This is a genomic window from Gammaproteobacteria bacterium (genome assembly GCA_036381015.1).
Lineage (GTDB): Bacteria > Pseudomonadota > Gammaproteobacteria > Steroidobacterales > Rariloculaceae > ZC4RG20.
The window spans coordinates 1-26,972 of record DASVDR010000022.1 but is presented as its reverse complement, the minus strand read 5'-3'; the positions used below and the strand labels follow the sequence as shown (position 1 = coordinate 26,972).

Below are 26,972 nucleotides of genomic sequence, written 5' to 3'. Positions count from 1 at the left end.
GAGCGGGCTTCGGCGGATCGCCCGAGCGCGGCAAGTGCCTGCGCGAAATGGTAACGAATTTCCGGAACCTGCGGTGCCAATTCCGCCGCGCGGGAGAGATGCTCGATGGCTTCCTGCGCGCGGTCTTCCGAGAACAGAATCCAGCCGAGAGTGTCGAGCACGGCGGGGTTGTCCGGGGCGAGCTCATACGCGCGCTCCGCAAGCGTCAGCGCCTCCGGCCGGGCCAGCTCGTGGGAAAGCCAAGCAGCATTGTTCAACGCGATCAGATTGCTCGCCTCGAGATCCAGCACGCCTTCGTAGGCGCGCAGCGCCTCGTCATAACGTTCATCGTTCTGCAAGAGACCGGCGAGCGCCAGCCGCCCGGGAACATGGTTCGGATTCGCCGCTGACCACTCCTCAGCGGCCTGCAGAGCTTCGTCGGGCCGGCCGGCGAGCTGGAGCGCGGCGATGAGCCGCGTCAGCACGGGCCAAGTGGGCTCGAGGTCGAAAGCGGCGGTCAAGGTGCTCGCGGCTGCAGCGTAACGCCGCGTGGCTATCAGTGCCTCGGCTTCGAGCAGATAGCCGCCGCTTTGCGCCGGATACTCCGCCTTGAGCGCACTGGCGATCGACAGGGCCTCGGCCGCGTTGCCGAGCGCGAGCTCCGCATCGCCTAGGACGAGTCGAAGCGGCAAAGACCGGGGCGCGACGGCCAGCACACGTCGAAGCGTGTCGCGCGCCGCGGCCGGCTGCCCGCCGGCAAGCTGCGCGCGAGCGAGCGCCAAGCTCACGCCCAGGCGGTTCGGAAGCTGCGATTCGGCCTGCTGCAACAATTTCGTCGCCTCGTCGACACGCCCTTCGGCGAACGCCAGCAGACCGCGAACGGCGACGACTTCCGCACTCTCCGGCGCCGCCTTCGCCGCGACGTCGATCTCTCGCGCGGCGGCCGTCAGATCGCCCTGTCGAATGAGCAGCTGCGCAAGCATCAGTCGAGGCGAGATCGACGCGGAGTGATCGGCGGCCCGGCGCAACAGCGCGGCCGCTTCGCCGAAGGCTTGCCGCGCCGTCAGAAGCTCGGCAAGCGCGCTCAGCGCCTGGGCGTTCTCGGGTTGTTCCTCGACGACCTGCTCGAGCAATCGTTCCGCATCTTGCGAGCGCCCTTCTTGCACCAGGGCTGCCGCAAGGAACAAGCGTGCGGTAGCGCCCTCCGTCTCGAACTTCGCGGCCTGCTCGAAGAGCTCCCGCGCACGCTCGGTTTCGCCCTGGAGCTGATAGTAGACCGCGACCCCCGTCAAAGCGCGCGGATCGCGGGGAAACTCTGCGAGCAGCTCCGCCGCCTCGGCGTTCGCTGCGCCCGGTCCGCCGGCGCGCACGTCGGCGAAAAGCCGCAGCAGATCCGCTTCGAGCTCGGCCGGGCCGCCGCCGAGCGTATCCTCGAGCACGGCGGATGCATCAGCATCGCGGCCTGCGGCGAGGTAAGCGCGTGCAAGGTGCAGCTTCAGCAGCTCGTTCGCTGGATCGAGCGATACCGCTTGCTGCAGGTAGAGCAGGCCTTGCTCGGTGTCACCGGTCAACAGGTTCGCGATTCCGCTCAACAGGCCGATCTGCGGATCCTCGGCCGCCGCATCCTCCACGGCCTTGAGCACCGAGAGCGCGGCCTCCGGCCGGCGCTGCCTAAGGTGCGTTTCGGCGAGCAGCTTGACGGCGGCCGGATCGCCGGGCGACTCGGCCAGAACCATGCGGAACTGCTGCTCTGCCTGCCCGAGATCGCCGCGTGCCAGGTGAATGGCGCCGAGCAGAGAGCGGAACTGAATCACGTCCGGCGACGCGTTGACGATCGGTTGGATCAAGGCCGCGGCTTCATCGAGGTTTCCGCGCCGATATTCGACCAGCCCGCGGAAATAAGCCGTCAGCGCCGCCTGCGGTGCCCGCTCTGTCAGGCGCTCGGCCACGGCTTCGGCGCCATCCAAGTCGTTACGCGCGAGGTTTACTTGCACGAGCGCCAGCAAGGTCGTCACCTCGTGCCGGCGAAGCGATGCAACACGGTAGAGGTCCGCGGCGTGCAGCAGATCGGCCGCCGCCTCGTCCAAGCGCCCCGTGCGCGCGAAGAGCTCGGCGCGCGCCCTGAGCGGCAACGGCTCGTCCGGCGCTGCGCTCACGACTTGCCGCAGTATCTCCTCGGCCGCGGCAAAGTCGTTACGAGCGAAAGCAAGCCGAGCGCGCGCGATCCGGGCACGCGTGCCGCCCTCGCCGGCCCGTTCGGCGGATTCGAGCGCCTGCTCCGCGTCATCCGTTCGGCCGGCGCGAAGCAGCGCCTCGGCCCTGATCGTCCAGTAAACGGGATCGTCGTCCAGGGACGGGGCGGCTGCGTCGAGTATCTCCAGGGCGCGCTCCGGGCGCTGAAGCGCCGTCCAGGCTTCGGCCAGGCCGAGCGCCACGGTATCGAGCGCGGCGCCCAGCATGCGTGCCCGATCGAGCTCTTCGGCCGCCCCTGCATAATCGCCGAGCAGCAACGCGAGCTCGCCGCGCAGCCTGCGAGCCTCGGCGTTGTCCGGGTCGACCTGAACGACGTTGTTGAGCCGGATGGACGCGTCGCCGTAATCGCCCGCGGCGAGACTGTCGGCGGCCGCCGCGAGCTCCGCCTGCGGATCGAGTCGACCGCACCCGGCCGCGGCCAGAACCGCCGCAAGCCAAGCGGCGCGCAGGATCGACCTCGCTTTCATTGCGTGCTGCTCATGGCGCTACTCCCACCTCGAGTCGCAGGCCCGGTCTGCGCCCCTGAAAGCCGCTCTGCTTGCTGCTGCAACGGCTCCACCGCGATCAGAGCGAATCGTCGCAAATGAGCCCGTGCGTTGCTGCAGTCGGCTTCGCAATCTGTAGTCATCACGAAAGCCTGTGCATCCCAGCGCCCGCGAACGGCGCCGACGAGCTGCAGGGCCTTGGCAGTCAGGCGGTCCGCGGCCCACTTGCCCGCCACGCGCATTCCGATCCAAACCACACGCCGGCCCCGCTGGTCGGAAATCTCGACTTCCTGGAACGGCAACTCGGCTCCGCTGCGGACGGCCACGTCGATCGCACGGCGTTCCACGATGTCTCCGGACCGACCTTCCGCACGATTATGAGCAAACACGATCTCGCGTCCCTGTTGTTGCGCTGCGTAATGAGCCACATAAGCGCCGATTCGAACGGCTCCATCCGTATACCAGCTCGCCGCCTCGGCCGTAGCGCCGACGAAGTAGGGACGCCGCACGTCACGCCACTCGGCGATCCGGCTCCATCCGTCGATCTCGGGCATCGGCAGGGCGACCGTGCCGTGCCACGCTTCGTCGCGCTGATCGATTCGATGATTGAGCCAGATTCCGAGAGCGAGCGCTGCACACACGGCAGTGATGGCTGCATGCGACATCACGACCGGCGAGCCGGCAACCGCCGTTGCAACGTGCTCGGCCCGGGACTGCGGATGGCTGCGCTGCAGCACACGATCGAGATAGAACAGAGGAGCGATGAAGACGACGAACAACGACCAACCGAAAAAGTCGTGGTCCCTGGCGATCAAGAAGTGCTGCATGTCGGTGAGGTAGCCGGCAACGACGATGGTGAACACCCGTAGCCAATTCGTGAAAAGCGCGAGACCGACAGCGCAGGTCAACAATATGAGGACCGGGCCGCGGCGCCGGTGATAGAGAATTCCGCAGAAGGAGGCCAATGCCACTGCGACGATGGCGTAGTGGAGGCCCGCGCATCCCCCCTGTACCTCGAAGGTGCCGCTGGCGAGGTGAATCAGGTTGCCGTCGATGAAGGCGGGGACATTCGCAACGCGAAGCCATTGGGATACGACGAGAACCGTCAAGGATTGCAGCGGGCGGACGAAGACGTCCCAGACAGGTATCGCGAAGTACGCGTAGGCCAAGGGCAGCACGAATCGCCGCGCGTTCCTCGCCCCCGCGCATGCCCATATCGCCGACGCAACGAGCGCCGGCAAGGCCGCTTGCGCAGCGATCGATACGCTGGCGGCGCGCGCCCCCGCCGTTGCGAGCATCAGAGCCGAGAAGCACGCAAAGCCGAGCCAGCTTCCCGAGAGCGGGTAGAAGGGAGCGCGGCGTATTTCCCGAAGGATCAGCCACGCGGTCATGGCCAAGACGAGGTAGCCGTGCGAGTAGCCGTACTGGACCCAGTAGGGATGGAGCGACGCAAACACCGGCGCGGTGAGCCACAGGAGCAGCATGCCCAGCGCCGCGAACGACGACAGGGCCAGCGTCCTCGAGAACGGCGACGAAAGAAGGCGTGTGGGGCGTGCGGCGGTAATGCTCATGCGCGGCTCGTTTCTGCGGCGGCCTATCGGGCGCTCGAAATCTTCGATGCCGCGGACGTGTAGGAATCCCCTTGCTCTGTCGGCTGTGCTCCCCCGTCTTCTGTCGAAAGCGGAACGGCCGACCAATCAGCCGTCGGCAACCTCACGGTGAACGTCGATCCGACGCCGATATCGCTCTTCACGTCCAGCTCGCCCCCTGCAAGGCGAACGAGGTGACGCGCCTGGTACGCGCCGATGCCCATTCCGGTCGGCCCCTTCGTGCTGTCGAAAGGGCGGAACAACCGATCGCGAATGAACCCGGCGTCCATCCCGCACCCGGTATCGGCCACGGTGATCAGGATCTCGTCCGCTTCCTTGCTCACGCAGATGTCGATGCGGCCGCCGGCGGGCGTGGCGTCCTGGGCGTTGCGCACCAAGTGAAGAAGGACGCTCGCGACCTGGTCGCGGTCCATGCGAACCCACGCCGGTTGCGCTTGCAGATCGATCTGTGGGACCGGGCTTCGATCGGAGCACTGCGAGCGGACTTCCATGAGGACCTTCGATACGTCCACGCGTCCCGATGCGGGCTGAGTACGGGAAGCGGCCGCGAGCTGCTCCAGCACCTTCTTGATCCGCTTGGTACCGCCGTCGATCGTCGCGAAAGCGTCGTCGATGAAATCCGGCCGATGGCGAAACCGCTTCGCGTTCGCGACAACGAGCTCCTGCTGCGCCACGATGTTCTTCAAATCGTGCATGAGAAACGTCGACAGGCGGTTCAGCGTCTCGAACTGACGCGTTTCGGCGAGCTTCTCCTGACCCAGCGCCTGCGCCAGCACCGCCGCGATCTGGCGCCCCACGGTCTTCAGAATGTCGTGGTCCTCGAAATTCAACGAGGCGAGGCCGGCCGGCTTGCGGAGCACCACGAAGCCTTGCAGATAACCCTGGCGCTCGAGGGGCACGATCAATGAATTGAGCGGCAACAGCCCGTCGTCGGGATGCCCGAAAGCGGTCCCGTACTTGTCCGGCTCGCGTGCATATTCCTCGCTGTCGACGACCCATCCACTGGATGCGAGAAACGACACGAGGGGATGCCGGCGCTCGAAATGCATCTGCGCAGGCGGGGTATTACTCAAAGAAACGAGCCACTCGTACCGGTGTCCGTCCCGCTCGATCCACAGATCGCCGTGCTGGCTGCCGATGATGCGCGCCATCCCCTCCAGCCCGTTCAACGCGGACTGCTCGAGGTCGCCGGTACGCGAAAGGCTTTGCGTCAGCCGGAGCCATTCCTCGCGATAGTCGTACTTGCTCCGGTAAAAGTGCTTGACGAGGGATACCTTGAGGCGCGCGCGAATATTCGAGGAGAAGAGCACGACGAGCAGCACGCCGATACCGGCGAGCACGAAGACGATGTCCAACGGGAAGCTCCACTCACGGCCGATCGCGCGAATGAAGTACGCCGCCAAGCCCATCGCGACGAGGTAACCCCCGACGCCTAGCAGGCTGGCGGTGTAGAACACCACCTGTCTCGAAACGAACGGCTCCCGCTCCCAACCGGATTGTCTCGCCGATCCGAGGACGATCAACGGGAGCACCGCCGCGTTCGCGAATCCGCGCGCGCTCCAAAGAAGCGGCTGAAGACCGCCGAGCAGCGCCGCGTTCGAGTAAACGATCAGGTCGACGGTGACGATGCCGCCTACCGCGAGACATAGCAGCTTGAGATGCGGCCGCGCCTCCTCCTGTGCATTGCGGTACACCTGCTCGATCGACAGGAAGCCGATCAACGCCATCAGCACCAGCGCGGGATAGCTGGTATCCGCTACGGAGACTGGAGCCGCCGGCCACGCGGCCATGACGGCGAGAAGCCCGATCCCGGCCGAAGCGCCGACGAGCCTTCGGCGGGCGGACGGGGGCGCGAGCCAAAACAACACGCAAGTGGTCCAGACGAAGAGATGGACGGCATCGAGGCCGACCAGCACGGGCGCCGAGAGGGACATGCCGATCGACGACAGCGCCAAGCCGGCCGCCCAGAGGCTCGACGCGACGATCGCGATGGCGAGGCACCTTGCTCGGCTGCTGTGGGGACGGCCGGCGAGGACGACGACCGCCGCTATGCCGTACAGCAGAGCTGCTGCTCCGTAACTTACGACTCCGAGCCAAGGCATCGATTAGGCATTGAGCAACGAGTTCGAAAAGCAGCCCCTGCCTTCGGCACACTCCGTCGAGCCTGCACGCGGGCGTACCGAGACTGGCGCGGCTCTCGCTGTCGAACGGCTGGGCTTCCAGGCCGATTGCGCGGATTCTATGTCACGGCTTTCGACCGACGCTTCGATGCGGTCGACAGACCGGACGGTCGCACCGTTACCCCCATGCTGCCCGGGACCACGCGGCGCCCCCCGACTGCAGAGCGCACGGCGTGCCGACAAATTCTGCTATTTGTCAATGAGAAAGTAGTCTACGCGGAAACTTGCTCGGGCGCAGCAACAGCCGAGACATAATCCCCGCGCCCGATCGCGAAGTATCGGAACCCGTAGCGCTGGAGCAGTTTCGGATCGTAGAGGTTGCGGCCGTCGAAAATGACCGGATCGCGCAGGCTGCTTTTCAGATAGTCGAAATCGGGGCTCCGAAACTCGCGCCACTCGGTGACGATTGCGAGAGCGTCGGCGTCGCGCACGGCCTCATTGGCCTTCGTGCAGAGAACGAGGTCGGCGCGCTCGCCGTAAATCGAGCGCGTGCGATCCAGTGCCACCGGGTCGTAAACACGCACCGCGGCGCCGGCACCCCACAGCGCTTCGATCAATGCCCGGCTCGATGCCTCGCGCATGTCGTCGGTGTTCGGCTTGAACGCGAGCCCCCAGAGTGCGATGGACTTGCCGGCGAGATCGCCCTGGTAGTAGGCGTGGATCTTTTGGAACAGCACCTGCTTCTGCCGCTCATTCACGGCGTCGACTGCTCGCAGTATCTCCGACTCGTATCCCGCGGATGCTGCCGAAGCGATGAGCGCACGCACGTCTTTCGGAAAGCACGAGCCGCCATACCCGCAGCCCGGGTAAATGAATTCGTAGCCGATGCGGGGATCCGAGCCGATGCCGAGCCGCACGTGCTCGATGTCGGCACCCATTCGTTCGGCGATGTTGGCGAGCTCGTTCATGAAACTGATCTTTGTCGCGAGCATCGCATTGGCGGCGTACTTCGTGAGCTCGGCCGAGCGCACATCCATCACGATCACTCGCTCGTGGCTTCGATTGAACGGCTCGTAGAGTGTGCGCAGAAGCTCCGCGGTACGCGGGTTATCGGTGCCGACGATGATTCGATCCGGCTTCATGAAATCATCGACCGCCGCGCCCTCCTTGAGAAATTCGGGGTTCGAGACGACGTCGAACTCGACGGCGACGCCTCGCTGCTCGAGCATGGCGTCGATCTGCTCCTTGACGCGATCCGCAGTGCCGACCGGCACTGTGGACTTGTTCACGATGATTCTGTAGTCGGCCAGATGCTCGCCGATCGATCGGGCGACGGCGAGAACGGCCTTGAGGTCGGCCGCCCCGTCCCCGTCGGCGGGCGTGCCGACCGCGATGAACTGAAACAAGCCGTGGGCCACGCCCTTCGCCGGATCGGTAGTGAAGCTCAGCCGCTCCGCCCGCATCGCTCGTCGGAGAATCGCCTCGAGCCCGGGCTCGTAAATCGGAATTTCCCCCCGGTTCAGCCGCTCGACTTTTTCCCCGTCGACGTCCACACACACCACATGGTTCCCGGCGTCCGCCAGACACGCCCCTGTCACGAGCCCTACATATCCGGATCCGAAAACCGTCACCCGCATCTCGATGTCCTTCTCGGTGTGGCTGAACGCAAGGCTACTATAGGCTCGAGCGGCGACCAACGCCCAAGTCGCTGAAGAGCGGAGGAAAAGGCCGAAGGCCCAAGCCGAAGTGGGTGGTGGGCGATGCTGGGATTGAACCAGCGACCTCTCCCGTGTGAAGGGAGCGCTCTCCCGCTGAGCTAATCGCCCTCGACCGGACAGTCTAGAGGCCCCGAGCCCGCAAGGCAACGAAGCGGAATCCTCGCCCGCGTGCCGCGGACGCGGGCCCTCGGGGCTCGGCAACAAGCCCGCTTCGGAGCGGACGGAGTGTCAGCTCACTTTACAACACGCGCTCGGTGCCGCGGCCGGGGGACCGCTAAGTTCTCGTCATATAAGACATTGCGAAATTGGCACGAATTCTGCTTGGATGACCGCGAACAGGGCGCCATAGAAGAAGGAATAAGCCTGTGACCCCGAAATCCCTACGTTTCGCAGTCGGTCTTTCACTCGCCGCATTGGCCGGTGCCGCGAGCGCCACGCCCATCACGCCCGTCGAGTTCGTGATATCCGGCGGCTCCGCCACGGCGTCCGGCTTCGCGCTGGGGTCCGAGGTCTCGGTGGAGACGAGTGACAGCCTGGCCGGCCGCACGTTCTCGCTCTCGTTCGAGCCGGGGCACACATCGTATGAGTTTCCTTTCCTCGACGTCGCCGTGTCCGGCTATGGCGTGGTCGGCGGCACGATCGAGGCGACTTTGGAGTTCACGTCGCCCGAGGCAATCAGCGCCGACGGCGTCCTCGGCGGCTTTGCGGTGATTCTCGGAGTCGCCTCCGGCGGCTATCTGACCGTGCTGGACGACCCCGAACCGATCTCGTTCGGGGACGGCGGTTGGTTCGACGTCGACTTCCTGGGATTCAGCAGCACCTGCTGGGACTGCACGTCCCTCTCCGGCACGGTCATGGCGAGCGTCTCGTTGCTGGATTCGCCCTACACGCCGGTACCGGAACCCGCGACGCTTGCCCTGCTTGGCACCGGGCTGCTCGCCGCCGGCCTCGTCCGTCGACGCCGGCGGTAGCAGCCGACGCTACATGACTTCTTTCGACGCCTCGTTGGAGTAGTCGCTCTCGAGCCCTTCGGAATCCACGGCGGTGACCGCAAAATACCAGGTCGCCGGCGTGAGATTCTCGATGACGTAAGTGGCGGTACCGGCGCCGACCTCTTCTACGTGCGAGTAGCTCCGCGAGGCCGTTCCCCAATAGATCTTGTAGCCCGCGAGCTCCAGAGGACTGCCGTCGGTCTTCTCCGTGGGCGGCAGCCAGCTCAACGTGGCGGTTCCCACCGCCGTCGTCACGACTTCGATGGAGAAGGGGCCAAGACTGGCCGTGGCCTCCCCGTCCGAAACGCTGATGCGGATATCGGCGTAGGCGCCGACGTCGCCGTCTCCGGGCGTGCCGCTCAAGTGCCCGGTCTGAGCGTCGAACGTTGCCCATGAAGGCGGGTTCTCGATCGAGAACGTCAATGCATCGCCGTCGGCATCGTTCGAGGTCGGCGTGAAATCGAGGGCGGAGCCGGACAGGATTTGCGAAGGCGGATTCCCCTCGATCGTCGGCGGCTGATTGCCCGACGGTGTCCCCGACGGTGTCTGAGCTTGCTGCCCGCCGTCGCTGTCCTCGCCTCCGCACGAGACCAAAGCCATTCCCGCCAGGAGAAGGACTACGGCTCGCAAGTGCCCGAAGGATTTTGGTTCCACGCCTGGTAACCCCGCTGTCATAGGAAACCCCTTAGACCGGTGGCTTTGCGCATTCGCCTTTCGACGAAGTTGCCCCTACAGTCGTCTCTCGAAGTGAACCTTTCTACGTTTCGTTTTTCCTTCGCGCAATGTGTTGCCGGATAGCGACGCTGAACCGATGACGCCTGACTTCACGGCTTGGCTGCCCGTTTCGTCAGTTCGCTGACCAGCCGCTTCCAACCGTTCGCTTGCTCGCGCGCATAGGCCAGCCATTCGTGGCCGCCTTCGACCGACGCCTGCTTTCGCACGCGCTCCCGTTCCTTCTCCGCTCGGAGGCGCGCCCGGGTGATCGCATTCATCTGAGACGGCAGCAGATGGCCGTAAGGCTTGCGCTGCAGGTAGAGATCGATGACGCGCTCGAAGACCGCCTTGCTCAGGTTGTGCTGCTCGGCAATGGCGACCAGCCGGCGCTGAAGCGCAGGGTCTTCACCGAAGCGTGCCAGCGGCTTGTGCGTCAGCACCGGAAGAATCTCGGAACGTTCCGAGATTCTCACGTTGCGCGCGATGTACGCGTAGTCCTCCCAGGTGCGAGCCGCCTTGCCGAACAGCCTCGCTGCCGCCGCGTACACGTGATCGCCATACTTGTGATCGCCGAAGGCGAGCCAGTCGGCAACCATCCATTCCCACGCGTAATCGACCTGTTGAAGCAGCTTGCCGAACTCGTACCAGCTCCGCTGGTCGACCCAATCTTCGATCTCGACGCCGACGCGGTGCAGCTTGAAGCCTTCAACGAGCGGTTTGCGATCCCTACGCCCGCTCGGTGCAGTCTGCGACAGAATTGTCAGCCCGCCGTTTTGATCGACAGTCATCTCGAACCCCCCGTGGCGTTTCGTCGCCAACCATTGCGCTGCCCACCTGCCCGGGCGTCCGCAACCGTTACCGCGCTTCGCTATCGAGGTACCGTGTGTTGAGCCGCGAGATTTGAGCCGGGAATGCTTTAAAGACAATTAGTTCTAAAGACCCGCACTTCCAGCGCCGCGCACCCTCCGCCGAGCACGAACGCTGAGGGTCTATGCTACATAATTCGGCGCCGTTCAGACATTCGGATTATGACGATTTGCGGGTTTCCCCACCGCGACACGCTTCACGGTTCGACGGGCGAGACGTTGCTGCGGAAGGAACGTCTGAAAGCCCGGTATCCCTCGAGGCCCGCCGCGGCGACGAGACGCGTGCCGGATGAAATACAGGAGTTGGGCGCCCCTCCGAGAACGTCACCGCGCGTGACGTACCGTCAGCGTGCCTATTCGAGGCTCCCGTGCAGCGCCGGCCGCGATCCCGCGTCGCTCCACCCCCGCTGCAATCGGCACGACCGCGTCGTCTCCATGACCGCGTAATCGACCGATCCGATCGACAGCCGAAAAGCGACGGCCCGAGCCCCGTGAAGTCGCTGGCGACCGCGGCCTCGCCCGCGGTGTCCCGAGTCGCCTGCGGCGATGTCGGGCGCAGGCTGGTCGAGGGTGGAAAAGAAGAACCTGTCCGCTCTTCCCGACGGAAATCCAGATTTAACATAATGAATTAGCCCTGCCGCGCTCGAGCAGAATCCGCGGCGCGACCGCCAACCCGCCGGCGCCGTCTCTGCGGGTCACGCTCGTAACGTGTTGTAAAGAAAGTCTTTTTTCAACCCTGGCTTCTTGGTCGTTTCGTGTAGAGGCAGCCGACGGCTATTTCGCGGCGCGAGCCCCGCGGCGCGGCGACTCGACGCTCGCCTCCGGCCGGCCCGCCTTCTTCAGGGCGTCGACGGCGCGTTTGACGTCCTGCGCGCGGCCCTTCGGCATCACGAGCACCGCGTCCGCCGTCTCGACGACGACGTACCCCTCGAGCCCCACGGCGGCGACCAGGCGATGCGTCGCCGCGATGTAGCTGTCGCGGCAATCCAACGCGAGGATATCGCCTCGCAGGGCGTTGCGATCCGCGTCCTTGTCCACGACGTCGTGCAGCGCCGGCCAAGACCCCACGTCGCTCCACCCCGCGTCGAGCGGCACGACCGCCGCGCTCGCGGTCTTCTCCATGACGGCGTAATCGATCGAGTCCGACCGGCAGTCGAGAAACGCCGCGCCGAGACGCGTGAAATCTTTGTCGGCCACTGCCTCCTCGGCGGCGCGCTGTGCGGCCGCGGCAATGTCCGGCGCGTGGCGCTCGAGCTCCTCGAGGTATTTCCGCGCGGAGAAGACGAACATCCCGCTGTTCCAGAGGTAGGCGTTGGACTTGACATAATCCAGCGCCGTCGACAAGTCCGGCTTCTCGACGAACTGCTCGAGCCGATACCAGCCCCCGTCCGCGCTGCCCGGCTCGCCCTTCCGCAGGTAGCCGTAGCCGGTTTCGGGCCTGTCCGGCACGACGCCGAAAGTCACGAGGCAGCCGCGGGCGGCCGGCTCGAGGGCGATGCGCACTGCCGCGACGAACGCGCCGGTATCGGCGATCACGTGGTCCGCCGGAAGGACGAGAAGCAGCGGATCCTCCGCGCCGGCCCCCTCGAGCGCCACCCGCGCCGCGACCGCCACCGCGGGCGCCGTATTCCGTCCCTCCGGCTCGAGCACGATCGTCTGGGGCTCGGCGCCTGCTGCACGCATCTGCTCGGCGACGAGAAAGCGGTGCGCTTCGTTGCAGACGACGATCGGCGGTCGAAGCAGCTCAGCGAGCGCGCGCGTGCGGAGGTAGGTCTCCTGCAGCATCGTCCGCTCGGTCACGAGCGGCAGGAACTGCTTCGGTCGAAGCTCGCGCGACAGCGGCCAAAGCCGCGTGCCCGCCCCTCCCGACAGGATCACCGGTATCACCGCCGTCTGCATTCCGCTGCCTCCGGCTTCGCCATATCTCCGGTATGGAGCTTACCGCGCGCAGCGAGCTCGTGCTCGAGGCGCCTGATGCGGCGCCGGGCAGCTGCGCAGTCGAACCGGGGGCGGCGAGGCCGGCCGAACCGGATGCGGCGCCAGCGGTGCCGGCGTACGCAGCGAGCGCGCTGCCGACGACGAGACATTGCGTTCTGCGCCAGCAGGAGGAGGCGGATTCCAGATACCCGCGCGGCGAGGAGCGCCGTCCGAGCACGACGACGGCGGACGGAGCGTTCTTCGCGATCAGCCAAGGCACGGCACGCTCCCGAGCGTCGCGAAGCGGCCGCTCCATGCGTGAACGCCTTCGGCAGCGCTGCGCGCGGCGCGATCGAGTCGTGCCCTGCGGAGGCCGACGGGCGCCGTGAAACGGAGCGAGGGCTTCGGCAAGCTTTCCTCCATGAATCGGCGTCGGGCTATCACACTCCATGACTAGCACTAAGCGTGCCAGAACTCCCCGCGGCGGCAGTCGTACCGAGGGCGCGTTCACCTAAGAGCTTGGCGACACGGGCCTTTCCCGAACGCCAAAGGAACGCGCGTCGGCTTGACAAAACCTGCGCGTTTTTCGCCCGCGCCGGCGGGCGTCAAGGATTCCGACGTCGAGGACAACTTAAGGACGCGGGGAACGAGTCCGCATCAGGCCGCGCGGCGCGATGCGTTCCGGCGCGCTCGCCGGCCGGCGGCTGCGACGAGGAGGCCCGCGCAGAGCAACGAGAGCGCGCCCGGCTCCGGCACGGACACCGGGTCGTAATCGACGATGATGCCGGCCAGCGCGAAATCGCTGTAGGACGTCTGCGTGCCGGTGAACAACGCGTCCGTGACGCCCGCTATGCGCAAGCCGTCGCGAGCATAAAAGCCCGCCTCTCCCGGAGTCTCGGTGCCGAAAGCCGTGTCGAGGGCAAGGAGTGTCGTATTCGCGCCGAACGCCGCGTACGCGCTCTCGGCTTCGCCGTTCGGCCCTTCCCCGTCGAAGAGATCGAGCAAGTAGTAGCCGAGGATCGTGACCGCGGAGTCGAAGGTGACGTGCAGCCCCTCCACTCCAAAGCCGCCGATCTCGTCGTCGCCGATGCCGAGGCCGTCGCCGTCGAGCGCGAGCGGAGCGGACGAGCTCGGCCCGCCGGCATTGAACGTCAAATCACCCGACCCGCCCAGCACTTCGACGCTCACACCGAGGGAACCGTAGCTCTGCGAGTACTGCCCGAGGCCGCCGGCTCCGCTCCATCTCGAGTCGGTGAAATCGATCGTGAGCGGCACCGCGAATGCGGTGGAGGTATTACATAGAGCTACTAAGCAAATAAACGTCGTCGCTGTGCGCATTACCGGATGAGCTCGTGATTGCAAAGTCGGAAGGAGAAGTGAGTGATGGCTTACAAGCACCATCCGTGCCAGGTTCGCCGACGCGAGAGCCCGTGGCGCGCAGCTATTTGATGTCAAGTCAGAATTATTTCGCTGCGCTACTCTGCTTTAGGGGAATCGCTTAGCAGAGGTAAACATATTCCATGGTGCGGCGGGCCGAATGTAAAGAATCCCGGCACGATGCCGAGCGGCATGTCTGCGATCTGCACGCCCCCGGCACCCGCGTCGCGGCACGCTTACACCTCGCATCCGACGACGAGCGCAAGGTATAGTCCGCACCCAACGGCGTGAAGGCCCGAACCTCGGCGGTTCGCCGGCGAGCGAACGCCCGAGACACGAGTCCGGTGCCTCACGTGAAACGCCCGAAACGCAATTCGGGCGTCCGTCGCGAGAATTCACGAAAGTTCAGCCCGTCATCATGCGATTTTCGGCCATCGGCCTCGCTTTGCTCCTTGCCGCCGTCGCGGCCCACGCGCGCGGCGTCACCCCCTACCTGGTCCTCGCCCAGTCCCCCGAGGTCGAGCGCGCGGCCGAGCGCGTGCTGATCCTCGCGGACGAGCCCGTGCTTTCCCGGCCGATCCCCGCCGCGCGCGTGCTCGACGCGCTGCCGGAGGCGTGCGAGGTCGACTCCGCGCTCTGCGAGCAGGTCAGGCACTATCTCGCGGGGCTGATGAAGACAGCCGGCATCGCGCATCTTTCGGCGTCGGGCGCCGCGGATTCGGGCGACTCCGGCCGCCCGCACCCCGAAGGCGCGGGCGGCGAGATCGCGCCGACGACGCTGCCGAACCGACACGGGATGCCTTACGACAGCGCGTATGAGGTCTCGGCGCGCGCGTATTGGCAGGGCGGCGACCACGTGCTGCTGAACGGCGGCTTCGTGGCCTACGAGGACGAGGTCGTCCCGACGGGCACCGTCCTCAGCATCGGCTACGAATACGCGCAGCTCGACGTCGGCTGGCGCGATCACTGGCTGTCGCCGATGACCGGCAGCGCGATGCTGCTGTCGGCGCAGGCGCAAACACTGCCGTCCGTCACGCTCTCGAACTACACGCCGATCACGCGGCTCGGCATCCGCTACGAGATCTTCGTCGCGGAGCTCAGCGAGTCGGACCAGATTCGCTTCGAGGACGGCTTCACGACGGGCAAGCCGCGGCTCGCGGGCGTGCACCTCTCGATCGAGCCCGTGCCGGGCTGGTCGATCGGCGTGAACCGGCTGATGCAGTACGGCGGCGGCGAGCGCGGTCAGGACTCGTTCAGCGACCTCGTGGACGCACTGTTCCGCCCGTCCGAGTTCGACAACACCGGGACGGTCTCGGACTTCGGCAATCAGGTCGCCTCGATCACGTCGAGCTTCGTCATGCCGACGGACGTGCCGTTCTCGGTCTACTTCGAGTATGCCGGCGAGGACACCTCGACGAACAGCAACGCCCGCCTCGGCAACGTGGGCCTCTCCGCCGGCATTCGATTTCCGAGCCTCGGCCGGCGGGGCCACCTGGATCTGACGCTCGAGGCGAGCGAGTGGCAGAACGGCTGGTATGTCCACCACATTTACCGCGACGGCCTCACGAACGAAGGCAATGTCATCGGTCACTGGGGCGCGGATTGGCGAGTCGCGGGCGACGGCGTCGGCGGCCGCGCGCTCATGACGCGGATCGGCTGGCAGCTCGCCGGCGGCGGACTGATGGAGGCGACGTACCGGACGCTCGCGAACGAGGAGTACACGGCGCCCGAGTACGACCGGGCGCATCTGCTCGACCTGCGCTACAGCCGCCGCTGGCGCGACGAGTTTCACGTCGGCGGCGAAGTGATCGCCGGGCGAGACGTTTTCGGCGAATCCTTCTCGCGCGTCGGCGCATTCATCCGCTTCTGAGGACAAGGGCATGACGCGTCTGGGACGGACATGCGGAGTGGTGGCGGTGCTTGCCGCGATGGCCGCGGGGCCGGCGGCGGCGGATGTGTTCGTCGGTCTCGGGGCGCAGGCGAGCCGCGTGCAGGCGCGGATCGCGAACACGCCGGGGCCGACGGATACGACGGAGTCGGGAGTGCACTTCGGGGTCGGGGCGTCACGGAGCGTCGGCGAGCGTAACGACATCGGCGTGCGTCTCGAGCTCGACGACGTCGGCTCCGACTTGCTGATCGCCGTGCGCGCTTTCGACTATCGGCGCCACCTCTCCGACCGCTTCGCGGTCGCGGCGTTCATCGGCGCGGCGCGCCTCGACCTCGCGACCCCCGCCTACGGCTACTACCTCGGCGGCGGCGTGCAGGTGAAGGAAGTCATGCCGAGCTGGGACCTGAACATCGATCTGCGCTTCGGCGACAAGGTCGCGCGGGACAACGTCCTGCCGACGGACCCGCAGGGCGGGAGCCCGGACAACTTCTACGACATCACGGGAATCAGCCTCTACCTCAACCGGCGCTTCTGACGCGCCCGAGTCGAGCGGCGCCGTGCGCCTCGGGGAAGGCTGCGCCGAAACAAGAAGGCGCCGCTCGGCGGCAGCATGGAGCACCTATCAGGACCCTGATAGCGGCGGCGTCAAGCAAGACGCGGCGCCCGCTGTGACGCCGCGTCGGTGCCCCCCCTTTCTTGTGCGCGCATTATTGCGCCGGGCCTTTGCATGGGCAATACATTCGCCGTGCCTCGACCTCCGCGGAAGCGGGTCGAGGCGCGAGTCAAGGCGCTTCCGGCGCCACGCCCGGCGTCAGCTCGATCGGACGCTCCCGGCACGCGTACTCCATCAGCGTCCAGTCGGGCCGCAGCACGAAGTCGAAGTGCCAGACGTACGGCTCGACGAGGTAGACGTCGTCGCGCATCGTCAGGTCCACGCGGAGATACGTCTCGCCGCCGGCCGTCTCGACGTCGTAGCGTTCCTCGAGCGTCATCCTTTCGCTCTTGGGCGTGCCGAGCAGATCCTGAACGCGCTGATCGAGGTGCGACGTCTCGAGCACGAGCGTGTCGCCTTCCCAATGGCCGCGCGCATAACCGTTCGGCGTGCGCAGCGTGCCCGGCGGGACCGTGTCGCGATTCATGTGCACGACGCGCACGACGTCCATGCTCTCGTAGCGGATCGTCAACTCGTCGCCGCTCCAGGAGAAGGTCATGGGGCTCGCGGCCGTGAGCGCGCGCGGCATGCCCGGAGCGCCGCACCCGAGGACAGGGTCGTCGGTGCGAAAGTCGAAGCGCTGCCGCTTCTCGAGCCCCGCCGGCGTCAGCGCCTCGTCGGGCGGCACGCCGGTGAAGCTTCCCGAAGGCCGGACCTCGCCCGACGCGTCGACGTAAGCCCAGACTCCCGGCGACGCGAGCGTCGCCGCGACCTCCTCCGGCGCAGCGGCCGCGACGGCCGGCACGGCCAGCGCGAGGACCGCGAGCGCCGCGGCGGGCAGCGCGCCGCCTGGGGACGCAGCGCCCGGCACGGCGAGCGCCTTGGCGGGCAGCGCACCCCCGGCGGACGAAGCGCCCGGCACGGCGAGCGGCCCGGCGATCAGCGCGCCCTCCGCGGACGAACCGCCCAACGCCGCCCTCACTCCTCGAGCTCCTGAATCAGATACCGCCCGTCCTCGGTCACGAGCTCCTCGACGTAGAGCCCGAGCCCGCGGCGCGCGCGGCGCCCGGTAACGGTGATCCGGTCGCCGGGCTTCAGGATGTCCGGCGTCCAGCCGCCGCCGCGGATCAGCTTCGTGGCTGGGCCCATCGTCAACGTCCATTGCTCGGCCGCGCCGCCGTCCGCGCCGACGTCGAGCACGATGTACGAGTGCGGATTGATGAGATGCAGCTCCCTGACGGCGCCGGCGACCGTGACGTTCACCGTGTCGAACTCGCCGCCGACGCTGTGGTGCGCACCCGCGCCGCCCGGAACCGCCGACGACAGGAAGAGCACGCATACGACCAATATTCGCCGTCGCATCCGCTTGCCCCCGCGACACTCGCCGCGCGGTATCCGCTTAATCCCGCCCGGCGAGCTGTGCGTAGACGACGGGCAGGAACAGGCGGCTGTCAGGCGAGCCCCAGGTCTCGTCGAATCCCGCGGTCGGCTTCGCCGCGAGCACCTCGTCGAGGCTCTTGCCTTCGGCCACGAGCGCGGAGACGCGGTCCCGCACCGTGACGAGCATCTCGCGATACGCGCGAAGCTCGGCCATGCCTCCGACGGCGCCGCTCCCCGGAACGAAACGCGAATCGGCGTCCGCGAGCCGCAGCACGGCGTCCACGTCGTCGATGAACCCCTGGAGCGTGCCGCCGGCGAGCACCGGGTAGCGGCTCGGGCTGTAGACGTCGCCGAGGTGGAAGACGTTCGCGCTCACGTAGTGAACGATGCTGTTATCCGCGGTGTGCGCGGGGCTGACGTGCCGGACCCGCACTTCCTCGCCGTTCAGGTGAAGCGTGACGCCGGCGCCGTCGCCGAAGGTCATGGCCGGCAGCGCCTCGGGCGGCGCCGGCGGACCGCCCCGCTGCCCGGCCGCGAGGATCGTCCGGACCTCCTCGTGGCCGACGATCACGGCGCCCGCGCGGCCGAACACCGCGTTGCCGCCGGTGTGGTCCGGATGCACATGAGTATTGAGGAGAAACCGGACCGGCCCATCCGTGATTTCAGCCAGCGCGGCGGCGACGGCCTTACCCGACGCCTCGTCCAGCTTGCTGTCGACGAGCAGCACGCCGTCGTCGCCGACGAGCGCGGTGGCGTTCGCGCCGCCCCCGCCCGAGACGAGGTACACGTTGCCGGCGATGCGGCTCAACGCGACGGGCGGCGTCTCGCGCGCCCCGCCGCGCTGCGCGGACGCGGCACCCGCGAGCAGGGCGAGCGCCGCGAACGAAAGCCCGAGCACGAAGCGCGCCTTCATCTCCACCTCCCCTCGGCCGGACGGCGATCGTTGTTGCTTGTTCGTTCCGGGAACCCGGATTCTACACCCGAGCTCGAGGCTTTCGCGGAAATGGTGCTTGACACCATTTTCCCGCGAAAAAGGTGTCTGACACCTTTTTTCGTTACGCCGACTCCGCCACGGCGGCCGGCGCCGGCGCGCCGCCTCTGCGAAAGAGCCGCGCGAGCGCGCGCTGCGCATCGTCGACGACGGTGAACATCGCCGGAACGATGAAGAGGCTCATCAGCGTCGAGACCATGAGGCCGCCGATCACGGCGATGCCCATCGGCGCGCGGAAGCTCGGATCGCCGGCCCAGCCCATCGCGACGGGCGTCATGCCGGCCGTCATCGCGATCGTCGTCATCACGATCGGCCGCGCGCGCTTCGAGCACGCATCGACGAGCGCGTCGAAGCGCGACATCCCGGCGTCGCGCTGCGCCATGATCGCGTACTCGACGAGCAGGATCGAGTTCTTCGACACGATGCCCATCAGCATCAACAGGCCGATCAGCGAGTTGATCGCGAGCCCGTGGCCGGTCAAGAGCAGCGCGACGACCGCGCCGCCGACCGAAGGCGGCAGCGCGGAGAGGATCGTGACCGGCTGCATGAACTTGTGGAACAGCATGACGAGCACGCCGTAGATCGACAGCACGCCGATGGCCATTGCGATGCCGAACTGCGTGAAGATCTCGAGGATCCAGCGCGCATCGCCGGTGCGGAGATGCCGCACGCCCTCCGGCAGGTTCTGCATCGACGGCAGCTGCTCCACCTGCTCGAGCGTATCGCCGAGCGGCAGACCGTTCAGGTTCGCCTCGATCGTGATGCTGCGGCTGCGCCCGATGCGCGTGATCTGCGCGGGGCCCGCGCCGAGCGAAACTTCCGCGACGTTCATCAGCGGCACCGTGGTGCCGTTTCGCGCCGGCACCGGCAGAAGACGCAAGCGCTCGAGATCGGCGCGCGCCTCGTCCTCGAGCCGAACGCGGATCGGGATCTGGCGGTTGTCGAGATTGAACTTCGCGAGGCCGGTCTCGACGTCGCCGCTCGTCGCGATTCGGGTGACGAGGCTCAGCGTCTCGGTGGTGACGCCGAGCTCGGCCGCGCGGTCGTAAAGCGGCCGGATCACGATCTCCGGCTGCTGAAGCGACGCGCCGCTCGTGACGGTGCCGAGCCCCGGAAACGCGCGCAGCTCCCGCTCGACGCGCGCCGCCGCTTCGCGCAAGCGCTCCGAGTCGTCGCCCGCGAGCGTCACCTGCAGCCGGTCGCCGCCGCCCCCGCCCTGGAACTGCAGGCGCACGCCCGGCACGTCGCGGAGCAGCTGCGTCGCCTTGCGCTCGAAAGCTTGCGTGGTCCCGGCCTCGCCCGCCTCCTCGTTAAGCTGAATCGTCATCGTCGCGCGGCGCACGCCGCCGCCTCCGCCGCCGCCGAACGGATCGCTCCCCTGCGTGCCGATCGCCGTGTAGATGCTTTCGACCTCCGGGAGCGCCGCGAGCCGCTCGCGAATGCTCTCGCTGACGGCGAGCGTGTCGTCGAGCGTCGCGCCCGGCGCGAGCTCGATGCTGAGCTGCGTGAAGCCGCTGTCGCCGGCGGGCGAGAAGCCCTGCGGCAGCAGCGGGAACATGCCGAGCAGCACGCCGACGACGACGGTGGCGACGCCGAGCGTCTTCCAGCGGTTCGCGATGCACCAGCGGACGCGCTCGAGATACCACTCGAGCATCGGCCGCCTGCCCTCGGGCTTCCCGTGCGCCTTCAGGAAGTAGGCCGCCATCATCGGCGTCAGCGTCCGGGCGACGAGCAGCGAGAACAGCACGGCCACGGTGACGGTGAACCCGAACGGCGCGAAGAACTCGCCCGCGATGCCGTCCATGAACGCGACCGGCAAGAACACGGCGCAGATCGTGAGCGTGGTGGCGACGACGGCGAGGCCGATCTCGATGGCCGCATCCATCGCCGCGGCGCGCGGCGCCTTGCCTTGGCGCAAGTGCCGGACGATGTTCTCGACCTCGACGATCGCGTCGTCGACGAGAATGCCGACGACGAGCGTCAGCGCGAGCATCGTCAGGATGTTCAGCGAGTAGCCGAGCGCGTAGATCGCCCAGAACGTGGGGATGATCGACAGCGGAAGCGCGACCGCCGAGACCGCGGTCGCGCGCCAATCGCGCAGAAAGACCCACACCACGAGCACGGCGAGGATCGCGCCCTCGATCAGCATCTCCATCGACGCATCGAAGGACTCCTGGATGTAGCCGACCGTGGAGCTCGCCTCGGCGAACTCGATGTTCGGGTACTCCTCCGAAAGCCGCTCGACGACGGCCCGCGCCTCCTTCGCGACGTCTAGCGCGCTCGCGCCCCACGCGCGCACGATCTCGAAGCCGACGACCGGCGTGCCGTCGAGGAGCGCCATCGAGCGTCGCTCGGCGGGCTGGTCGCGGACGTCGGCGATCGCGTCGAGGCGCACGGCGCGCCCGTCCGGTAGCGGGATCAGCAGCGCCTCGAGCTCGCTCACGGAGTCGATCGTGCCCTCCGTGCGCACCGTCTGCTCGAGGCCGCCGATTCGCGCCTCGCCGCCCGGAAACTCCGCTTGCACGCGGCGAAGCTGACGTGAGACGTCGCTCGCGGTCGCGCCGAGCGCGGCCATGCGGTCGGGGTCGAGGTCGACGCGGATCTCGCGGTTCACGCCGCCGACGCGGTTCACGCGGCCGACGCCGGGCACGGCCGTGAGCTCGCGCGTGACGACGAGGTCGACGAACCACGAGAGCTCGGTCGGGCTCATGCTGTCGGATGCGACGCTCCACGTGACGACCGGCAGCCCGGCCGTCGTCACGCGCGAGACGATCGGCTCGTTCGCGTCGGCGGGGAGGTCGGCGCGGATGCGGGTCATCGCGTCGCGGACGTCGTCGAGGGCGGCGCTGAGATCCGTGCCGAAGCGGAACTCGACGACGGTCGTCGAGGCGCCTTCGTCGACGGTCGACGTCATCTGCTCGATGCCGGCGATCGTCGCGATCGAATCCTCGACCTTGCGCGTGACCTCCGACTCCATCTGCGTCGGCGCGACGCCGGGATACGTGACCGTGACGACGACCGCCGGAAACTCGATGTCCGGGCGATCCTGCACGCCGAGCTGCGGGAAGCTCAAAAGCCCCGCGACCGTCAGCACGACGAACAGCACGATGACGGGAACGGGATTGCGAATGGACCAGGTGACGAAGTTCATGCCGGCCGCGCCCCCGCCCTGTCGAAAAAGGTGTCAGGCACGATTTGTCCGGAAAAGGTGTCTGACACCATTTTTTCGTCAGACACCATTTCGGCCGCCGGCAACGTTCACGACGTCGCCGTCCTTCAGGAAGCCCGCGCCGTCGACGGCGACGCGCTCGCCGGCCTCGAGCCCGGCGACGATCTCGACCGACGATCCGCGCACGCTGCCGATCTCCACGCGCCGCCGCTCCACGGTCCGGTCCGGCCGCACGACGAACGCGTAGCTGTAGCCGTCGGCCGTGACGATGCTCTCGAGCGGGACGGTGAGCGCCGGGCCGCGGCCGATCTCGATCTCGCCGCGCGCGAACATGCCGGGCCGCGCGTGCTTCGCGGACTCCAGATCGACGTAGACGATTCCGGTGTGATTCGCGTTCGCGATCGTCGGCGCGACGACGCGCACCTTGCCTTCGAGCTGCGCGCCGCTCGCCGTGCCGACCGTGACGTGCTGACCGGGCTCGATCTCGGCGAGCCGCGCCTCCGGCACCTCGCCGCGCCACTCGACGCGCCCCTGCCGCAGCAGGCGCAGCAGCTCCTCGCCGACCTGCGCGATCTGCCCGACGGTGACGTTGCGCGCCGTGATCACACCGTCGTCCGGCGCCCGGACTTTCGTGAACTCGAGCCGCAGCTCCGAGGACTCGAGGTCCGCGCGCGCCGACGCGACCCGCGCCTCCGCCGCGAGCGCCTCGCTCTCGAGCCGATCGAGCTCCGCCTCGGCGACCACGTCGCTCGCCGCGAGCTCCTGCGCGCGCCGCAGCGCGGCCTTCGCGTTCAACAGCTCCGCCTCGCGCTGCTCGAGCGTCGCCCGCTTGAGCGCGACCTCCGCCTCGAGCAGCGCGCTCGAAAGCTCGACGAGCACCTCGCCCTTCTCGACCTCGTCGCCGACGTCGACGTGCACTTCCGCGACGCGATATCCGCCGACCTCGGGGCCGATGATGATCTCCTGCCAGGCATGGATGGCGCCGTTGACCGCTATCGTGCGGGTGAGCTCGACGGGCTCGACGCGCGCCGTCGTGACCGTCAGCGCCGCCTCCCGAACGGGCTCGCCCGGCTCGCCGCCCGTTGCCGCTTGGGGCGCGGCCGGCCGCGACGCGCCGCCGTCTCCGCGCCCGGACAGCTCGTCGCCGTACAGCGCGAACACGACGAGCCCGGCCGCGACCAGCGAAACGCCGGCGATCGCGAACCGCCGTCGCCGCCGGACGGGGGTCGACCCTTCGCTTTCCTTCACGTGGGAACTATCCTTGTTTTATATCAGCTTGCTGATATGATATCAGCAATCTGATGGTTGGCAACGGGGATGATGGCCACTACTCCGGCACCGTCGAGCGGCAATTGGTTCCATTCGGAACGGCCCGAGCGGGTCGTCGGGTTTCTGCTGAAGAGCCTCACGTCGAGTCTCAGGCAGTCGGTCGAGGAGGCGCTCCGCGAGCGCGGCATCCCGATGTCATTCGCGCAGCTCGCGGCGCTCTTCACACTCTACTTCGAGCCCGGGATCACGGGCGCGCAGCTCGCGCGGCGGGCGATGGTCTCGGCGCAGACGATGAGCGCCGGGCTCGGGCGCCTCGAGCGGGAAGGCCTGATCGAGCGCCGCCCGCATCCGGAGAGCCGTCGCGCGGATAGCTGGCATCTCACCGACGACGGCCGCCGCCGCCTCGAGCAGGCTTGCGCAGTCGGCGACGCGGTGTTTACGAGGATGCTTTCCGCCCTCGAGCCCGACGAGGTCGAGCGGCTTCAGGATTACCTCGGGCGCTGCGTCACGGCCCTGGGCGCCGTCCCCGGCTGCCGCACCTGAATTCGGCGCCGGGCGCGCGCTTCGGGGCGGGTCGCTGAAGGCGAAGCGGCGATCCGCTCAGGCGATCGGCGCGCCGGCAAGGCTCATTCGCACGCCTCCCCGGCTTTGCGTCGAGCGCAAGAAAGAATCGTCTCCAGCGTCTCGCGCACGTAGTGCTCGCGAGCGAACGCGCGGACGCTCGCCGCCCCCGCAACGGCCAGCCGCCTTCGGGCGGTGTCGTCGGCGAGCAGCGCCAGCGCGCGGCGAGCGAACTGCTCCGCATCCGGCTCGTCCAGCACCCAGCCGTCGTATTCCGCCGGCAGGCATTCGGCCGCTCCGACCCGCCGCGACGTGAGCACGGGCACGCCGCAGGCTTGCGCTTCCGAGACGACCATGCCGAACTCCTCGAAGCGCGCGGGATAGAGAAAGATGTCGAGCGCGGCGAACGAGCGTTCGGGGCGTACGCCCTTCGGGCTGTAAGCCAGACGGCCGTCCCTGACGAGCTCGTGGCGGGCCGCGAATTCCGGAAGGCGTTTCGCGCCGACGACGAGGAAGCGGACATCCGGTCTCGCTTCGGCGATCCGCTCGGCTGCGGCAAGGAAGATGTCGAGGCCGCGCTTCGCGAAGTCACCGGACGTGACGAAGCCGACGACGGGTGCGTGCGCGTCGAGCCCGAGCTCGCGGCGCGCGGCGGCGGAAGCCGCCGCTCGATCCCTGGCCGTGAAACGCCGCGAATCGTATCCGGGGTAATGGACGATCACGCGGCCCGCGTCCAGGCGGAAGTGCTCGATCAGCGCGCGCTTCACGAGCTCGGAGTTCGCGACGACCGGCGCATTGGGCGGAAGCGCCGCGAAAAACTCCGCCTCGCCGCGCGCGCGCTCGGCCCAGTCGGGCCGCTCGAGGTGGCGCACGCCTTCCGTCACCACGTTGTGCACGAAGACGACGCCGGCTTCGGGAATCGCCATCCCGTGGTCGACGACGAGCTGCTGCGGCGCAGCCGCGAGCCGCCGCAGCGCCTGGATCGACGCGCGCCGCGCGGGGAGCCTGGTGCGCAAGCGGAACCTCAGGCTTCCCCGCGCGCACCCGATCCGCACCTCCTCGCCGGCGGCCTGCAGCCCTTCCGCCTGCATGCGGATCAGCTGCCCGGCGCCGCTCGTAAGACTCAAATTGGGCCTGTAGAGCGTGATCACGGTACCGTGCATTCAGTGCCGGTCGCGAGTCTCGTGGGTTGCGCGCATTCCGCCCCCGAACGTGAGTTACGGCGCGCGTCGGCATCGTTCATTCGGTGCCCGAACCGAATGCCCATCAGGCACGTCCGCGCGGGGTCAGGCCGGCAGCGGGGCGCCCTCCTCGGCGGCATGCCGCATCGTTTCGGGGGCGCTCGCGGCCATATCGACGTCGCGGGTCTCGGGGCCGAGGGCCGCGCCGACGGCGACCAGCGCGCCCGCGATCACGAGCAGGACGAGCGGCGTGTACTCGAGCGGCATCATCGACGAAAGCCCGGCCTGATAGAACGCGTAGAAGGCCGGGATCACGACCGCTAGGCTGTAGCCGACGCCGTAGCCGGACGCGCGGATGCCGACGTGGAACCGCTCGTTGATGTACGTCGTGACGACGCCCCACATCGCGAGCACGATCACGTTCAGCACGATCGTGAGGAGCACGATGCCGGCGAGACTCGTGACGACGCGGCCGACGATGATCCAATAGAGCAGCGGCGCCAGGATCGCCGTGGCCGCGCCGGCCAGCAGGAAGAACGGCCGCCGGCCGATCTCCTGGCTCAGCACGCCGGCGCCGATGTAGCCGAGCGCGAGCACCGCATACGAGATGATCAGCACCACGGTCACTTGCGTGTCGGAGAGCCCGACGGGGTCCGCGAGCAGACGCGGCAGCACGGCCGACACCATGTTCAGCCCGAGCCAGACGCCGCTCATCAGCGTGAAGACCTGAAAGAAGTTGCGCCGGTTCTGCCCGCGGAACAGCTCGACCAGCGGCGCCTGCGTCTTCGGCGCGTTCTCCCACGCCACCGACTCCTTCACGTGCTTCGCGTACCAGATGACGAAGCCGAACGCGAGCGCCGCACCGAACAGGAACGGGATGCGCCATCCCCACTGCACGTACGGCGAATCGAGATCGCCGGCGGGCAAGACGGCGAGCAGCCCGAACGTCAGCAGCGCGATCGCGCAGTACGCGAGCGGATAGCCCGTCATGATGAACGCGCCGAAGAGGCCGCGCTTCTGCTTGGGGCTGTACTCGAGCGCGAGCGGCGTGGCGCTCGTGTACTCGCCGCCGAGAAAGATCCCGTCGATGAACCTCAGCACGACGAGCAGGACGATCGCCGTGAGCCCCAGGGCTTGATAGCCCGGAAGCGCCGCGATCAGGAGCGTCGTGACGCCGAACCCGGTGACCGCGATGATCGTCGTGCGCCTGCGGCCGATCTTGTCGCCGAGATGCCCGAAGACGAACGCGCCGACGGGGCGCCCGATCAGCGTGGCCGCGAAGATCATCGCGCTGATGATCGCCGCCGTGCCGGGCGAGACGTCGCTCGCCTGAAAGTACGCGGCGGCCGGAGCGAGCGCGACCACGGGAAGATAGATGTCGAACATATCCACGAAGAAGCCGACCCAGGCGCCGAGAAGCGCCTTGCGGCCCTCCGGCGGCATCGTGTCGGCGGCCGCGACGGCCGTTGCACTGGTGCTCATGGTTGTTGGCTCTGTCCCCCATCGAGCGCCGCGAGGCTGAGCGGCGCGGGGGTCAATATGCGAATATTTCGGATTCGCGTCAAATCAGCGAGGACGCGCGGAGCGAGACGCGCATATCCGGCCGTCGCGGCCGGCTATTCCGATTGCGTTGCTCCCCGGCCTGCCTCCCCGGGGCGGCCTCTCAAGCCGCGGGCGCCGGCGCCTCCGCGGCCTGCTGTGCCTCGTCGGCCGCGAGCCAGCGCCGCGCGAAGTACATGAAGCCGAGCGCCGTGAGCTTCATCACGACGGCATAGACGAGCGGCACGACGAAAAACTCCTCGTTGCCGAGCAGCGTCAGCATCACGAGCGACGCGAGGCTGATGTTCTGC

Annotated in this window: 20 protein-coding genes, 1 tRNA gene and 1 riboswitch; of the genes, 4 read left to right on the top strand and 17 right to left on the bottom strand. The window is 67.7% G+C overall.

Features of this window, described 5'->3' with window-relative positions:
- The 5 genes from prsT to VF329_08455 form a co-directional block, all read right to left on the bottom strand.
- Nucleotides 1–2,699 (bottom strand): XrtA/PEP-CTERM system TPR-repeat protein PrsT (prsT, locus tag VF329_08475; GenBank protein ID HEX7081032.1); only part of this gene is annotated, 2,699 nt, incomplete at its 3' end.
- Nucleotides 2,696–4,414 carry an EpsI family protein gene (locus VF329_08470; protein HEX7081031.1) on the bottom strand — a complete coding sequence of 573 codons (1,719 nt, stop codon included), beginning with the start codon at nt 4,412–4,414 and terminating at the stop codon, nt 2,696–2,698. The genes VF329_08470 and prsT, both read right to left, overlap by 4 nt.
- Nucleotides 4,312–6,429, bottom strand: a complete 2,118-nt coding sequence (gene prsK, locus VF329_08465) for an XrtA/PEP-CTERM system histidine kinase PrsK (GenBank protein ID HEX7081030.1) — start codon at nt 6,427–6,429, stop codon at nt 4,312–4,314. Before prsK ends, VF329_08470 begins: the two co-directional genes overlap by 103 nt.
- Before the next feature lie 290 nt (nt 6,430–6,719).
- Nucleotides 6,720–8,084 carry a UDP-glucose/GDP-mannose dehydrogenase family protein gene (locus VF329_08460; protein ID HEX7081029.1) on the bottom strand — a complete coding sequence of 455 codons (1,365 nt, stop codon included), beginning with the start codon at nt 8,082–8,084 and terminating at the stop codon, nt 6,720–6,722.
- Between the two features lie 114 nt (nt 8,085–8,198).
- Nucleotides 8,199–8,273 (bottom strand) — tRNA-Val (locus VF329_08455).
- A 305-nt stretch (nt 8,274–8,578) separates the two neighbouring features.
- Between VF329_08455 and VF329_08450 the strand changes: the two genes are divergently transcribed.
- Complete coding sequence (locus tag VF329_08450; protein HEX7081028.1) at nt 8,579–9,136, top strand: PEP-CTERM sorting domain-containing protein; 558 nt, start codon at nt 8,579–8,581, stop codon at nt 9,134–9,136.
- A 9-nt stretch (nt 9,137–9,145) separates the two neighbouring features.
- On the opposite strand, the gene VF329_08445 is transcribed toward VF329_08450, so the two are convergent.
- The 4 genes from VF329_08445 to VF329_08430 all read right to left on the bottom strand — a co-directional run bounded on the left by VF329_08445 (nt 9,146) and on the right by VF329_08430 (nt 13,929).
- Nucleotides 9,146–9,757, bottom strand: coding sequence for a putative Ig domain-containing protein (locus VF329_08445; protein HEX7081027.1), 612 nt, complete (start codon nt 9,755–9,757; stop codon nt 9,146–9,148).
- 55 nt (nt 9,758–9,812) lie between these two features.
- A riboswitch (cyclic di-GMP riboswitch) is annotated at nt 9,813–9,895 on the bottom strand.
- 86 nt (nt 9,896–9,981) lie between these two features.
- Nucleotides 9,982–10,659, bottom strand: a complete 678-nt coding sequence (locus VF329_08440) for a hypothetical protein (protein HEX7081026.1) — start codon at nt 10,657–10,659, stop codon at nt 9,982–9,984.
- A gap of 852 nt (nt 10,660–11,511) precedes the next feature.
- Nucleotides 11,512–12,636 carry a mannose-1-phosphate guanylyltransferase/mannose-6-phosphate isomerase gene (locus VF329_08435; GenBank protein ID HEX7081025.1) on the bottom strand — a complete coding sequence of 375 codons (1,125 nt, stop codon included), beginning with the start codon at nt 12,634–12,636 and terminating at the stop codon, nt 11,512–11,514.
- Nucleotides 12,637–13,311: 675 nt separating this feature from the next.
- The gene (locus VF329_08430) at nt 13,312–13,929 is read right to left on the bottom strand and encodes a PEP-CTERM sorting domain-containing protein (GenBank protein ID HEX7081024.1); all 618 of its coding nucleotides are present in this window, start codon (nt 13,927–13,929) and stop codon (nt 13,312–13,314) included.
- Between the two features lie 520 nt (nt 13,930–14,449).
- Between VF329_08430 and VF329_08425 the strand changes: the two genes are divergently transcribed.
- Nucleotides 14,450–15,901 (top strand): capsule assembly Wzi family protein, encoded by a 1,452-nt coding sequence (locus VF329_08425; protein ID HEX7081023.1) that lies wholly within the window; start codon nt 14,450–14,452, stop codon nt 15,899–15,901.
- A 10-nt stretch (nt 15,902–15,911) separates the two neighbouring features.
- The gene (locus VF329_08420; GenBank protein HEX7081022.1) at nt 15,912–16,454 is read left to right on the top strand and encodes a hypothetical protein; all 543 of its coding nucleotides are present in this window, start codon (nt 15,912–15,914) and stop codon (nt 16,452–16,454) included.
- A gap of 247 nt (nt 16,455–16,701) precedes the next feature.
- Here VF329_08420 and VF329_08415 read toward each other — a convergent pair whose 3' ends face one another.
- The 5 genes from VF329_08415 to VF329_08395 form a co-directional block, all read right to left on the bottom strand.
- The gene (locus VF329_08415; protein HEX7081021.1) at nt 16,702–17,553 is read right to left on the bottom strand and encodes a hypothetical protein; all 852 of its coding nucleotides are present in this window, start codon (nt 17,551–17,553) and stop codon (nt 16,702–16,704) included.
- Entirely contained in the window at nt 17,550–17,933 is a 384-nt protein-coding gene (locus VF329_08410) for a DUF6152 family protein (protein ID HEX7081020.1), read from the bottom strand. Before VF329_08410 ends, VF329_08415 begins: the two co-directional genes overlap by 4 nt.
- A gap of 37 nt (nt 17,934–17,970) precedes the next feature.
- On the bottom strand, nt 17,971–18,864 hold the full coding sequence (locus VF329_08405) for an MBL fold metallo-hydrolase (protein ID HEX7081019.1): 894 nt from the start codon (nt 18,862–18,864) through the stop codon (nt 17,971–17,973).
- 142 nt (nt 18,865–19,006) lie between these two features.
- Nucleotides 19,007–22,093 carry an efflux RND transporter permease subunit gene (locus VF329_08400; protein HEX7081018.1) on the bottom strand — a complete coding sequence of 1,029 codons (3,087 nt, stop codon included), beginning with the start codon at nt 22,091–22,093 and terminating at the stop codon, nt 19,007–19,009.
- Nucleotides 22,094–22,171: 78 nt separating this feature from the next.
- Nucleotides 22,172–23,359, bottom strand: a complete 1,188-nt coding sequence (locus tag VF329_08395) for an efflux RND transporter periplasmic adaptor subunit (GenBank protein ID HEX7081017.1) — start codon at nt 23,357–23,359, stop codon at nt 22,172–22,174.
- 69 nt (nt 23,360–23,428) lie between these two features.
- Between VF329_08395 and VF329_08390 the strand changes: the two genes are divergently transcribed.
- Nucleotides 23,429–23,923 carry a MarR family transcriptional regulator gene (locus VF329_08390; GenBank protein ID HEX7081016.1) on the top strand — a complete coding sequence of 165 codons (495 nt, stop codon included), beginning with the start codon at nt 23,429–23,431 and terminating at the stop codon, nt 23,921–23,923.
- An 83-nt stretch (nt 23,924–24,006) separates the two neighbouring features.
- Here VF329_08390 and VF329_08385 read toward each other — a convergent pair whose 3' ends face one another.
- The 3 genes from VF329_08385 to VF329_08375 form a co-directional block, all read right to left on the bottom strand.
- Nucleotides 24,007–25,104 (bottom strand): glycosyltransferase family 4 protein, encoded by a 1,098-nt coding sequence (locus VF329_08385; GenBank protein HEX7081015.1) that lies wholly within the window; start codon nt 25,102–25,104, stop codon nt 24,007–24,009.
- Between the two features lie 123 nt (nt 25,105–25,227).
- The gene (locus VF329_08380; protein HEX7081014.1) at nt 25,228–26,604 is read right to left on the bottom strand and encodes an MFS transporter; all 1,377 of its coding nucleotides are present in this window, start codon (nt 26,602–26,604) and stop codon (nt 25,228–25,230) included.
- 181 nt (nt 26,605–26,785) lie between these two features.
- Nucleotides 26,786–26,972: hypothetical protein (locus VF329_08375; GenBank protein ID HEX7081013.1), on the bottom strand; the 187-nt coding region annotated here is incomplete at its 5' end.